Source organism: Pseudomonas sp. LBUM1644 (genome assembly GCF_059716195.1).
Genome location: NZ_CP166812.1, coordinates 1688337 through 1701598, shown reverse-complemented (window position 1 = coordinate 1701598; position 13262 = coordinate 1688337). Strand labels below are relative to the sequence as shown.

The window sequence follows — 13262 nt, the reverse complement described above, 5'->3', positions numbered from 1 at the left end:
AGGCTGCGATCTTTTGCTGTTTAGCGCGGCGTCAATCTATACACCCGCTCTTCAAGCCGCGTAACGCCATTTTCGACGAACTTCCAGCTCTCACCCAGCACGTCCTGATCTTCCAGAATTTTTAATGCCCACGAAGCCCCGAACAACCGCTGCACTTCGTCGTCCAGCACAGCAAACGGCGGCCCGTCCATTTGCGCCTGGTCGTAATCCAGAGTGATCAGCAACCCCTGCGACTCCTTCGGCAGGATCCGGTTCAGGTGCGCGGCATATTGCTCACGCATTGGCGGCGGCAATGCAATAAGGGCGGCGCGATCGTACAAGGCTGAGCAATCGGCAACATCGCCGGCAGTCAATTCGAAGAAATCACCGCACCACAACTCGATCGAACCTGCGCGATAGACCTTGAAGGGGCCTTGCTCGCTGACGTCAGGATCAAACTGATGCTCGCTGAAAAAATCCTCGACGGCTTTTTCCGACAGTTCAATGCCCAAGACTTCATGGCCTTCGCGTGCCAGCCACAGCAAGTCCAGGCTCTTCCCACACAACGGCACCAGTACGCGCGCGCCCTCTTCCAGGGCCAATTGCGGCCAGAAACGTTGCAGATATGGATTCACTTCCGGCAGGTGGAAGCCGATCTGATTCGACTGCCACCGCTTGTGCCAAAACTCCGGCTGCATAATTAATCCCAAAAATTCGATCAATAGACGCTAAAACTTATATTAGATTTAGATCAATGATCTGACTGAAGATGGTGCCATCTTACTCTCAGGAGCTCATTCATGTTCCCCAGCCTGTATATATCCCATGGCTCCCCCATGTTGGCCCTGGAACCGGGCGCCAGCGGGCCGGCCCTCGCGCGCTTGGCCGCCGAATTGCCGAAACCCAAGGCCATCGTGATCGTATCTGCACACTGGGAAAGCAACGAGTTGCTGGTCAGCGCCAATCCCCAGCCAGACACCTGGCATGACTTCGGCGGCTTTCCAAAGGCGTTGTTCGAGGTTCAATACCCGGCACCCGGCAATCCACAACTGGCGGCAGAGGTCGTGGAACTGTTGAAAATCGACGGCCTGCCGGCACGCGTCGATGCCGAACGGCCGTTCGACCATGGCGTCTGGGTGCCGCTGTCGTTGATGTATCCGCAGGCTGATATCCCGGTGGTGCAAGTCTCGCTGCCTACGCGTGGCGGCCCGGCCCTGCAAACCCGCGTAGGCCATGCACTGGCCAGCCTGCGCGAACAGGGCGTGCTGTTGATCGGCTCCGGAAGCATCACCCACAATTTGCGTGAACTGGATTGGCATGCTGGCCCGGAAAGCGTCGAACCCTGGGCCAAGGCCTTTCGTGACTGGGTGATCGAAAAACTGGCCGCGAACGACGAAGCCGCGTTGCACGACTATCGACAGCAAGCACCGAACGCGGTGCGCAATCATCCGAGCGATGAACATTTGTTACCGTTGTATTTTGCCCGCGGAGCCGGAGGACACTTCAACGTCATCCACCAGGGGTTCACCATGGGCGCCTTGGGCATGGACATTTATCGCTTCGGATAAGCCCGGGCCCGGAGCCTGCGGCGGCCAGACTCAGACCACGTCGACCCCGACATGAATCGCGTCATGCCGCCAAAACTCCAGGTCACAATCGATCAGCCGCTCATGCTGATCATAATTGACCCGGGCGATGCGCAGCCCGGGACTTCCCACCGACACCCGCAAAGCGGCTGCCGCATCCACCGACAACGCCGTCGGCACGATCTCGAAGCGCACCCGTCCGTAGTGCAAGTCGTAGTGGCGCGCGTATAACTCGGTGATCGACTGATTCAAGTCGAACTCCAGAATCCCCGGAAAGTACTGCGGATTCAGGTAGTGCTCCACGTACAACACCAACCGTTCATCAATCCGCCGTGCCCGGCAAATCTGGATCACGCTCGACAACGCCGGCAACTGCAACCAGGCGCAGACTGCCGCCGATGCAGGTTGCAAGCGCGCCGAAATCACTTCGGTAGACGGCACCCTCCCCTGAGCACTGACCATCGCGTGAAAGTGACTGCGCTGCATCAAGTTGTAAGCCAGCCGCGGTGGCGACACGAACCAGCCACGCCGCTCCTCCCGATAAATCTGCCCTTGCGCTTCCAACTGCAACAACGCCTCACGCACCGTGATCCGGGTGGTACCAAACAACTCACTGAGCTTGCGCTCGGCCGGCAGCTTGCTGCCGGGCGCCAACAGCCCGTGATCGAGCTGTTCCTGCAGAACCTGCCCGATGGCTGTCACCGCTTTGGTTGTCTCGATGCGCATCAACGTTACCTATCTGGACTAGACCAGCACTGTTTCGGGGCGGAACCACGGCTCAATCGGGTTCCATCAACTGCCTGCAAGACTAGGCATTGCACATGACTGGCAGATGACAAAGTCGCCGAACGGTTGATCCAGACACCTGCAATATTACGGCCAAGTCCTTTTATATCAGCCTTTTAGCCATGGTCTACGCTTATCCAGAAGCCTGAGCATTGCCGTGCAAAGAATAGAGGCAGACCGGTCGTCGACATCAAAATGTCATCCAACCGGCCTAGATTGGCTCAGGTATTGCTGACCTAGACCAACACAACCGCAATCGCAGCGTTGAAAACGCCCATAGGAGCTTCGGAATGAAACAGCTTTTCCTGGCATCACTGTTAGGCTCGACCATTGCCATGTGCACCGCCGCCATGGCGGCTGATGATTTGAAAACCCTGGAAGCCGCTGCGAAAGCGGAAGGCGCGGTCAATAGCGTCGGCATGCCCGACAACTGGGCCAACTGGAAAGGCACCTGGGAAGACCTGGCGAAGAACTACGGCCTGCAACACATCGACACCGACATGAGCTCGGCACAGGAAATCGCCAAGTTTGCTGCTGAAAAAGATAACGCCAGCGCTGACATCGGTGACGTCGGCGCGGCTTTCGGCCCGATCTCGGTCAAGCAAGGCGTGGTGCAACCTTACAAACCGTCGACGTGGGATCAGATTCCGGCTTGGGCCAAGGACAAGGACGGCAACTGGGCGCTGGCCTACACCGGCACCATTGCGTTCATCATTAACAACAAGCTGTTGCACGGTTCCGAGGCACCGACCAAATGGGCGGACCTCAAGGACGGCAAGTACAAAGTGTCCATTGGTGACGTGAGCACCTCGGCCCAAGCGGCAAACGGCGTTCTTTCCGCCGCGCTGGCCAGCGGTGGCAACGAGAAAAACATTCAGCCTGCGCTGCTGATGTTTGCCGAAATCGCCAAGCAAGGTCGCCTGTCGATGACCGACCCGGTGATTGCCACCATGGAAAAAGGTGAGATCGAAGTCGGCGTGGTCTGGGATTTCAATGGCTTGAGCTACAAGGCCAAGATGGTTAATCCGGACGACTACACTGTGCTGATTCCGTCCGATGGCGCGGTCATTTCCGGCTACACCACCATCATCAACAAATACGCGAAGAACCCGAACGCCGCCAAGCTGACCCGCGAGTACATATTCAGTGACGCCGGCCAAATCAATCTGGCGCGCGGTAACGCTCGTCCGATTCGTGCCGAGCACCTGACCCTGCCAGACGAGGTCAAGACCAAGCTGCTGCCTAACGAACAGTATAAAAACGTAACCCCGATCAAGGACGCGGATGCGTGGGAGAAGACGTCCAAGGCCCTGCCGCAGAAGTGGAACGAAGAAGTCATCGTCGAGATGAAATAACGCTGCATTTGTAGGAGCTGCCGCAGGCTGCGATCTTTTGACTTGGCTTTTTAAAATCAAGATCAAAAGATCGCAGCCTGCGGCAGCTCCTACACCGTTCGGTTTTTAATGCGGAGTCATCGCCCCTATGAAGCACAACGTCATCCTTGTCGTGCTCGACGGCCTCAATTACGAGGTTGCGCGCCACGCCATGGGGCACCTGCAGGCCTACGTCGGCGCAGGACGCGCAGCGCTCTACAAACTGGAGTGCGAACTGCCGGCCCTGTCCCGACCGCTTTACGAATGCATCCTGACCGGCGTTACGCCAATCGACAGCGGCATCGTGCACAACAACGTTTCGCGCCTGTCCAGTCAACGCAGCATTTATCACTACGCGACCGATGCCGGCCTGAAAACTGCCGCCGCGGCCTATCACTGGGTCAGCGAGCTGTATAACCGCTCGCCGTTCGTGGCCGCCCGGGACCGTCACACCGATGCCCCCGACCTGCCGATCCAGCACGGTCATTTCTACTGGAACGATCACTATCCGGATTCGCACCTGTTCGCCGACGCCGAAAGCCTGCGCCTGCGGCATGCGCCGAACTTCCTGTTGGTGCATCCGATGAACATCGACGACGCCGGGCACAAGCACGGCCTCGACACCCCGCAATACCGTAACAGTGCCCGCTCGGCCGACATTGTCCTCGCCGATTACCTGCAGGGTTGGCTTGACGCCGGCTACCAGGTGCTGGTGACCGCCGACCATGGCATGAACAACGACCGTTCCCACAATGGCCTGCTGCCAGAGGAACGCGAAGTGCCGCTGTTCGTTTTCGGTGATGCCTTCAGCTTCAACGCCAGCGCCGCACCGAAACAGACTGAAATATGCGGCACCGTCTGCGAATTGCTCGGCGTGGCCCACGACAAACCTGTTTGCCGGGAGCTGCTCAAGTGAATTCCATGACACGCGGCAAATGGCTGGCAGCACTCTGCCTGGTGCCCTTCGCACTGTTCTTTATCGTATTCGAGATCGCCCCGCTGATCTGGGTGATGATCAACAGCCTGGAATCGGAGGAGTTCGGCTGGGGCATCGCCAACTTCACCAAGATCTTTAGCTCGAAGTTTTACTTGCAGGCGATCCAATACAGTCTCGAGATCAGTTTCTGGTCCAGCGTATTTGGCATCATCATCGCCTTGCTTGGCGCCTACTCGCTGCGTCGGGTCGACTCGAAACTGCGCAACTTCGTGAACGCTTTCGCCAACATGACCAGCAACTTTGCCGGTGTACCGTTGGCCTTCGCATTCATCATCCTGCTGGGCTTCAACGGCAGTTTCACCATCATGCTCAAACAGGCCGGGATCATTCAGGATTTCAACCTGTACTCGAAAACCGGGCTGATCCTTCTCTACACCTATTTCCAGATTCCGCTGGGCGTGTTGCTGCTCTACCCGGCCTTTGACGCCCTGCGTGAAGACTGGCGAGAATCCGCAGCGCTGCTGGGCGCCAATGGCTGGCAGTTCTGGCGGCACATCGGTTTGCCGGTGTTGACCCCGGCGCTGCTCGGCACCTTCGTGATCCTGCTGGCCAACGCCCTCGGTGCCTACGCCACGGTGTATGCCCTGACCACCGGTAACTTCAACGTGCTGCCGATCCGCATCGCGGCGATGGTCTCCGGCGACATCTCCCTGGATCCGAACCTGGCCAGTGCCCTGGCCGTGGTGCTGGTGGCGTTGATGACCCTGGTGACCATCGTGCATCAGCTGCTGTTGAAGAGGAGTTACCATGTCTCGCGCTGATCTGGGCCCCGTCGGTGTCTACCACCGCGTCGTGGTGTATTTGCTGTTTGCCATTCTGTTGTTGCCGCTGGCCGGCACGCTGATTTACTCGATTGCCACTAGTTGGTCGGCAACCATTCTGCCCAGCGGCTTTACGTTGAAGTGGTACATCCAACTGTGGAGCGATCCCCGTTTCCTGCATGCGTTCGGGCAGTCGCTGCTGGTCTGCGTCGGCGCACTGATTCTCTCGGTGGTGTTGATCCTGCCGCTGCTGTTCGTGGTGCATTACCACTTCCCGAAACTCGATGCGCTAATGAACATCCTGATCCTGCTGCCCTTCGCGGTACCGCCGGTGGTGTCGTCGGTGGGACTGTTGCAGCTTTACGGCTCGGGGCCGTTCGCGATGGTCGGGACGCCATGGATTTTGATCGGCTGCTATTTCACCGTGGCGCTGCCGTTCATGTACCGGGCGATCACCAACAACCTGCAAGCGATTAACCTGCACGACCTGATGGACGCCGCCCAACTGCTCGGTGCCAGCACCTTTCAAGCGGCATTCCTGGTAGTACTGCCGAACCTGCGCAAGGGATTGATGGTGGCGCTGCTGTTGTCGTTCTCGTTCCTGTTCGGTGAGTTTGTGTTTGCCAACATTCTCGTCGGCACCCGCTACGAAACCCTGCAGGTCTACCTCAACAACATGCGAAACAGCAGCGGCCATTTCACCAGTGCGCTGGTGATTTCCTACTTCTTCTTTGTGCTGGTTCTGACCTGGGCGGCCAATATCTTGAACAAGGACAAAAGCGAATGAGCTATGTCAGCGTCCAACACTTGCAGAAAAACTACGCCGGCACCACGGTGTTCAGCGACATCAACTGCGAAATCCAGAAAGGCGAATTCGTCACCCTGCTCGGCCCGTCCGGTTGCGGTAAATCCACGCTGCTGCGTTGCATCGCCGGCCTGACGTCGGTGGATGGCGGCAAGATTCTGCTCGATGGCGTCGACATCGTGCCGTTGAGCCCGCAGAAACGCGGGATCGGCATGGTTTTCCAGAGCTACGCCCTGTTCCCCAACATGACCGTGGAGCAGAACGTCGCCTTCGGCTTGCGCATGCAAAAGGTCAATGCCGACGACAGCCAAAAGCGTGTCGCCGAAGTGCTGAAACTGGTGGAACTGAACGACTTCGCCTCACGCTATCCGCATCAACTGTCGGGCGGCCAATGCCAGCGCGTTGCGCTGGCGCGCTCTTTGGTGACGCGACCACGGCTGTTGCTGCTGGACGAACCGCTGTCGGCCCTCGATGCGCGGATCCGCAAGCACTTGCGCGAGCAAATCCGTCAGATTCAGCGTGAACTCGGCTTGACCACGATCTTCGTCACACACGATCAGGAAGAAGCGCTGACCATGTCCGACCGGATTTTCCTGATGAATCAGGGAAAGATCGTACAGAGCGGCGACGCCGAAACCCTGTACACCGCGCCGATCGACGTTTTTGCCGCAGGCTTCATTGGCAACTACAACCTGCTGGACGCCGACAGCGCCACCAAACTACTGCAACGGCCGATCACCCATCGCATCGCGATTCGTCCGGAAGCCATCGCACTGAGCCTGAACGGCGAGCTTGACGCGCAGGTCCGCAGCCACAGCCTGTTGGGCAACGTGATCCGCTACCGGGTCGAAGCCCGGGGCGTGGAACTGGTGGTGGATGTGCTCAACCGCTCGGCGGCCGATCTGCATCCCGATGGTCAGCGCCTGGCGCTTTCCATCGATCCGACGGCCCTGTGTGAGGTAGCCTGATGCCTTTGCTGATGTTGAAGAGAGAACCGCACTGATGGCCCTGGCAATTTTTGATCTGGACGAAACCCTGATCCACGGCGACTGCGCCACCCTCTGGAGCGAACAGATGGGCCGGCTCGGCTGGGTCGATCCCGAGTCGTTCATGCGACAGAACAACGATCTGATGGACGCTTACAGCCACGGCAAGTTGCGCATGGAGGACTACATGACCTTCAGCCTCGAGCCGATGATCGGGCGCACACCGGCAGAGGTCGACCATTTGGTCGGGCCGTGGGTGGAAGACTTCATCGAGCCGATCATCTTCAGCGACGCCACCAAAACCATCGCCGCCCATCGCAAGGCTGGCGATCGGATCCTGGTGATCTCGGCGTCAGGCACGCACCTGGTCAGGCCGATTGCCGACCGATTGGGCATCGACGAGATTCTCGGCATCGAGCTGGAAGTGGCGCATGGGGTTTATAGCGGCCACACGGTCGGCACGCTGACCTACCGCGAAGGCAAGATCACCCGCTTGCTGGAATGGCTGGACGCCGAAGAGGAAAACCTGGAAGGCGCGAGTTTCTACTCGGATTCGCGCAACGATTTGCCGCTGCTGCTGAAGGTAGATTTCCCACACGTTGTGAACCCGGATCCGGCTCTGCTTGAGCACGCCGAAAAGGCCGGCTGGCCGATCCATCTCTGGAAGTAACCAAGATCCCTGTAGGAGCGAGCTTGCTCGCGATGGACGTGAACGATAACGCGTGCTGCCTGGTAAAATGCGCCGCCTTCAAATTCATCGCGAGCAAGCTCGCTCCTACAATTGTCAGCTCAGGCTTTCGTCGATCACCAACACCAACTTCCCCGCCACCTTGTTCGTCGCTAACTCGGCAAACGCCGCTTCGGCGTCCTCAATGGGGAAGGCCTTGGCCAATTGCGGGCTCAAACGCCCCTCGGCAAACAGCGGCCAGACGTGCTGGCCGAGATCGCTGAGCAAATCCGCCTTGAACTGCTCGTCGCGGCTGCGCAGAGTCGAACCCAGCAATTGCACGCGCTTGGCCAGTACCTGCGCCAGATCCAGCTTCGCCTCACGGCCACCCATCAAGCCGATCAGCACCCAACGACCATCCAAGGCCAGCATTTTGAGATTCAGCGCGGCGTAGTTGCCGCCGACAGGGTCGAGAATGACATCGAACGGCCCCAGGTCCCTCAGGCTTTCCAGATCCCCGGTGCGCACCACGCCGCCCTGCGCACCCAAGGCTTCACAGTACGCCAGGCGCTCGGAGGAGCCGACGCTGACCCAGCACGGGTTACCAAACGCCTTGCACAGCTGAATGGCAGCTGAACCAATTCCACTTGCTCCGGCGTGCAGGAGAACTTTCTCACCCGGCTTGAGCGCCGCCAGTTGAAATAAATTCAGCCAAACGGTCGCGTACACTTCCGGCAATGCGGCGGCTTCGGCCAACGACATTCCGTCGGGTACCGGTAACACGTGCCGTCCGTCGACAACCACCTCCTCGGCCATCCCGCCCCCGGCCAGCAAGGCGCAGACCCGATCTCCGACCTGCCAGGATGAGCCCGGACCGACCTCGCTGATCACCCCCGAACACTCTAGACCCAGCACCTGACTGGCCCCCGGCGGTGGCGGATACAGGCCCGCCTTCTGTAATAAATCCGCTCGATTGAGGCCCGCTGCCGCTACTCGAATCCGAACTTGTCCTACATCGCAGGTCGGACTCGGCGCCTCAACCCACTCCACTTGACCGTCAACGCCTTGCAATGCTTTCACAGTGCCTCCATAGTGAGTCTGGACTGAGCCCGAAGCGGTAGCGCCGGGCTTTCTTGCATTATGTGACCGGCCCTTTGTGGAACCGGCGACTTCAAAGACGGCCTAATATGCGTGATCAATTGTCCCCGCGTCGAATCAGCATGAAGCATCTGTTCCCCAGCACCGCCCTAGCCCTATTCATTGGTATCGGCCTGATGCCGATGTCGAGCAATACGTTCGCAGCCAATAGCTGGGACAAGCTTCAGCCTGATCGTGATGAAGTGATCGCCAGCCTGAACGTCGTGGAGCTGTTAAAGCGCCATCACTACAGCAAACCGCCGCTCGATGACGCACGCTCGGTGATCATCTATGACAGCTACCTCAAGCTGCTGGATCCGTCGCGTAGCTACTTCATGGCCAGCGACATTGCCGAATTCGACAAGTGGAAAACCCAGTTCGACGACTTCCTCAAAAGCGGCGACCTGAACGCCGGGTTCACCATCTACAAGCGCTACCTGGACCGCGTCAAAGCGCGTCTGGACTTCGCCCTTGCAGAGCTGAACAAGGGCGTCGACAAAATCGACTTCACCACCAAGGAAACCTTGCTGATCGATCGCAAGGACGCCCCTTGGCTCAAATCCACCGCAGAGCTCAACGACCTGTGGCGCAAACGCGTCAAGGACGAAGTGCTGCGCATGAAGATTGCCGGCAAAGACTCCAAGCAGATTCAGGAAACCCTGACCAAGCGTTACAAAAATCAGCTGACGCGTCTGGACCAGACCCGTCCGGAAGACATCTTCCAGGCGTACATCAACACCTTCGCCATGTCCTACGACCCACACACCAATTATCTGTCGCCAGATAACGCGGAAAACTTCGACATCAATATGAGCCTGTCCCTCGAGGGCATCGGTGCCGTGTTGCAGAGCGACAACGACCAGGTGAAAGTCGTGCGCCTGGTGCCGGCAGGCCCTGCCGACAAGACCAAGCAGGTCGCCCCGGCCGACAAGATCATTGGCGTTGCCCAAGGCAACAAAGAGATCGTCGACGTGGTCGGCTGGCGCCTGGACGAAGTGGTCAAGCTGATCCGGGGGCCGAAAGGCACCGTGGTGCGCCTGGAAGTGATTCCGGCCAGCAACGCGCCGAACGACCAGACCACCAAGATCGTGCCGATCACCCGAGAAGCCGTGAAGCTTGAAGACCAGGCCGTGAAAAAATCGGTCCTCAACCTGAAGCAGGACGGCAAGGACTACAAGCTCGGCATCATCGAGATCCCGGCCTTCTATCTGGACTTCAAGGCATTCCGTGCTGGCGATCCTGATTACAAGAGCACCACCCGTGACGTCAAGAAGCTGCTGACCGAGTTGCAGAAAGACAAGGTCGACGGCGTGGTCATCGACCTGCGCAACAATGGCGGCGGTTCCTTGCAGGAAGCCACCGAGCTGACCAGCCTGTTCATCGACAAAGGGCCGACCGTTCTCGTGCGTAACGCCGATGGCCGCGTCGATGTTCTGGAAGATGAAAACCCTGGCGCCTTCTACAAAGGCCCGATGGCGTTGCTGGTCAACCGCTTGTCCGCGTCGGCTTCGGAGATTTTCGCCGGCGCCATGCAGGACTACCACCGCGCGTTGATCATCGGCGGCCAGACCTTCGGTAAAGGCACCGTGCAGACCATCCAGCCGCTGAACCATGGCGAACTGAAACTGACCCTGGCCAAGTTCTACCGGGTTTCCGGCCAGAGCACCCAGCACCAGGGCGTATTGCCGGACATCGATTACCCGTCGATCATCGACACCAAGGAAATCGGCGAAAGCGCCCTGCCGGAAGCCATGCCGTGGGACACCATCAAGGCGGCCATCAAGCCAGCGGTTGATCCGTTCAAGCCGTACATCGCGCAACTCAAGTCCGAGCACGATGTGCGCTCGGCCAAGGACGCCGAGTTCGTGTTCATCCGCGACAAGCTGGCCCTGGCCCAGAAACTGATGGAAGAAAAAACCGTCAGCCTCAACGAAGCCGAACGTCGTGCGCAGCATGCCGACATCGAAGCCAAGCAGCTGGTGATGGAAAACATCCGCCGCAAGGCCAAGGGCGAAGAACCGCTGAAGGAACTGAAGAAAGAAGACGAAGACGCCATCGCGGCCGAGCCAGACAAGACCAAACCGGAAGACGACGCCTACCTCAGCGAAACAGGCCGGATTCTGTTGGACTACCTGAAACTCAACACTGCGGTCGCCAAGCACTAAGTTGTTACAAGCAAGATGATGGCAATTTAATGCTGACGCTCTCCGGAGCGTCATCAAATAGTCATCATTCTGTCGTGAAATAAGGGACTGGGAGCTTCTTGCTCCCAGTCCTTTTTTTATCGCCAGAGAACGCCATGACCACGACAGAACAGCTGAGTGCCTTGAGTTCCATTTTGGCTCAAAGCGGTTTGCACAGCCTGTTCCAGCCGATCATTTCCCTCTCTGAACGACGCATTGTCGGCTACGAAGCCCTCAGCCGCGGCCCCTCCAACAGTCCGCTGCACTCCCCTATCGCGTTGTTCGCCGTTGCCCGCCAGGCCGGTCGCCTGAGCGAGCTGGAAATTGCTTGCCGCGAAAGTGCCTGTCGACGTTTCAACGAACAACAGTTGCCCGGCAAATTGTTCCTCAACGTTTCCCCAGAGTCCCTGCTTGAAGCTGCACATCAACCGGGACGCACACTGCAATTACTGCAGGATTTCGGTATTCCACCCAGTCAGGTGGTGATCGAACTCACCGAGCAGACGCCGACCGACGATTTCCAGCTATTGCAAACCGCCCTGCATCACTATCGGGCAATGGGCTTTTCCATTGCGCTGGATGATTTGGGGGCGGGCTACTCGAGCCTGCGACTCTGGTCCGAATTGCGCCCGGATTACGTGAAGATCGATCGGCATTTCATCGACGGCATCCATCAGGACGCCCTCAAGCGAGAGTTCGTCGGCTCGATACTGCAAATCGCCAAGGCTTCACGGGCTCAAGTGATCGCCGAGGGTATTGAACTGCCGGAAGAACTCGCGGTGCTGACCGACATGGGTGTCGATCTGGTCCAGGGCTATCTGTTATGCCGGCCGCAAGAACATCCGCCAAGGGATGCTCGAAACCTGATGCCCAAACACGACAGCACCGCCATCGCGCTGAACGAGGAAGGCAGCGACCTCAGTGCTTTGCTCAACGAGCAACCGGCGGTGTCTCGCGATACACCGACCGCCACAGTGCTGGAAGCCTTCCGCCGCCAGGCCAACCTGAACTCGCTGGCGGTGCTTGACGAGCAAGGACATCCTTGCGGCATCGTCCATCGGCATTCGCTCTCGGATGCGCTGCTCAAGCCCTTTGCCACCGACCTGTTCGCCCGTAAACCCATCAGCCGATTGATGAACGACGACTTCCTCGCCGTTGAAATGAGCCAGTCACTGCAACAGGTCAGCCGGCTGATCACCAGCCGCGCCAGACAACGCATCGAGGAGGATTTCATCATCACCCTCAATGGCGGTTATCTGGGATTGGGGCGGGTGATCGACGTGCTCAAGCTGATTACCGAACTGAAAATCCAACAAGCCCGCTACGCCAACCCGCTGACCCTGCTGCCCGGCAATGTGCCGATCCAGCAATGCCTGACACGGCTGCTGCAACAGGAAAGGGAATCGGTGATCTGCTACGTCGACATCGACAGCTTCAAACCCTTCAACGACATCTACGGCTACGGCCGTGGGGATGAAGTCCTACTCTGCCTGGCGCAATGCCTGAACGATCGCGTCGACCCGTCCCGCGACTTCGTCGGCCATATCGGCGGTGATGACTTCCTGCTGGTGCTCGGCCCCGAAGAATGGCGCAAACGTTTGAACCAGTTGCTGGACGACTTCCAGAGCCAATGCCGGCGCTTCTACCGCAGCGAACACCTGGAAGCCGGCTGTTTTATCGCACCGAACCGCCAGGGTGTGCGCCAGGAGTTTCCGTTGCTGTCACTGTCCATCGGTGTGGTGCATCTTCATCCACAGGCCTGTGGACAACTCGATGCAAGCCAGTTGGCGGAGATGGCCTCACAGGCCAAGCACCACGCGAAGAATGTGCCGGGGTATAGCGTGCATGTGATTGATAGCCTGGCGGTGCCGGTTGCCGAAGAGGCGTTGATCGCCGGGCATCGGTGATCAAAAGATCGCAGCCTACAAAATCCCCCTGTAGGAGCTGCCGAAGGCTGCGATCCTTTGATCTTGCCCTTGCGCAGCAGTCGTAAACCCTGCCT

General features: G+C 58.6%; 12 protein-coding genes. 9 read left to right on the top strand and 3 right to left on the bottom strand.

Annotated elements, in window-relative coordinates; translation table 11 throughout:
• Positions 1–20: 20 nt before the first annotated feature.
• A complete protein-coding gene (locus ACA052_RS07755; RefSeq protein ID WP_497649124.1) occupies positions 21–677 on the bottom strand; it encodes a thiopurine S-methyltransferase in 657 nt (218 codons plus the stop codon).
• Positions 678–779: 102 nt separating this feature from the next.
• On the opposite strand from ACA052_RS07755, the gene ACA052_RS07750 reads away from it, so the two are divergent.
• Positions 780–1547, top strand: a complete 768-nt coding sequence (locus tag ACA052_RS07750; protein ID WP_497649123.1) for a DODA-type extradiol aromatic ring-opening family dioxygenase — start codon at positions 780–782, stop codon at positions 1545–1547.
• A 30-nt stretch (positions 1548–1577) separates the two neighbouring features.
• Here ACA052_RS07750 and ACA052_RS07745 read toward each other — a convergent pair whose 3' ends face one another.
• Positions 1578–2291 (bottom strand): UTRA domain-containing protein, encoded by a 714-nt coding sequence (locus ACA052_RS07745; protein ID WP_008030372.1) that lies wholly within the window; start codon positions 2289–2291, stop codon positions 1578–1580.
• A 350-nt stretch (positions 2292–2641) separates the two neighbouring features.
• On the opposite strand from ACA052_RS07745, the gene ACA052_RS07740 reads away from it, so the two are divergent.
• From ACA052_RS07740 to ACA052_RS07715, 6 genes are all read left to right on the top strand, one after another.
• A complete protein-coding gene (locus ACA052_RS07740) occupies positions 2642–3706 on the top strand; it encodes an ABC transporter substrate-binding protein (protein WP_497649122.1) in 1065 nt (354 codons plus the stop codon).
• 127 nt (positions 3707–3833) lie between these two features.
• Positions 3834–4640, top strand: a complete 807-nt coding sequence (locus tag ACA052_RS07735; protein ID WP_497649121.1) for an alkaline phosphatase family protein — start codon at positions 3834–3836, stop codon at positions 4638–4640.
• Positions 4641–4645: 5 nt separating this feature from the next.
• On the top strand, positions 4646–5482 hold the full coding sequence (locus ACA052_RS07730; protein ID WP_497650281.1) for an ABC transporter permease: 837 nt from the start codon (positions 4646–4648) through the stop codon (positions 5480–5482).
• Positions 5469–6269, top strand: coding sequence for an ABC transporter permease (locus ACA052_RS07725; protein WP_497649120.1), 801 nt, complete (start codon positions 5469–5471; stop codon positions 6267–6269). The genes ACA052_RS07730 and ACA052_RS07725 overlap by 14 nt, the downstream gene beginning before the upstream one ends.
• Entirely contained in the window at positions 6266–7255 is a 990-nt protein-coding gene (locus ACA052_RS07720; RefSeq protein WP_497649119.1) for an ABC transporter ATP-binding protein, read from the top strand. Before ACA052_RS07725 ends, ACA052_RS07720 begins: the two co-directional genes overlap by 4 nt.
• 34 nt (positions 7256–7289) lie before the next feature.
• The gene (locus tag ACA052_RS07715; RefSeq protein ID WP_497649118.1) at positions 7290–7943 is read left to right on the top strand and encodes an HAD family hydrolase; all 654 of its coding nucleotides are present in this window, start codon (positions 7290–7292) and stop codon (positions 7941–7943) included.
• A gap of 114 nt (positions 7944–8057) precedes the next feature.
• Here the strand turns inward: ACA052_RS07715 and ACA052_RS07710 are convergent, their stop codons facing one another.
• A complete protein-coding gene (locus tag ACA052_RS07710; protein WP_497649117.1) occupies positions 8058–9020 on the bottom strand; it encodes a zinc-binding dehydrogenase in 963 nt (320 codons plus the stop codon).
• 140 nt (positions 9021–9160) lie between these two features.
• On the opposite strand from ACA052_RS07710, the gene ACA052_RS07705 reads away from it, so the two are divergent.
• A complete protein-coding gene (locus ACA052_RS07705) occupies positions 9161–11242 on the top strand; it encodes a carboxy terminal-processing peptidase (protein ID WP_497650280.1) in 2082 nt (693 codons plus the stop codon).
• Positions 11243–11376: 134 nt separating this feature from the next.
• Complete coding sequence (locus ACA052_RS07700; protein ID WP_497649116.1) at positions 11377–13167, top strand: bifunctional diguanylate cyclase/phosphodiesterase; 1791 nt, start codon at positions 11377–11379, stop codon at positions 13165–13167.
• The last annotated feature ends 95 nt before the right edge of the window (positions 13168–13262 follow it).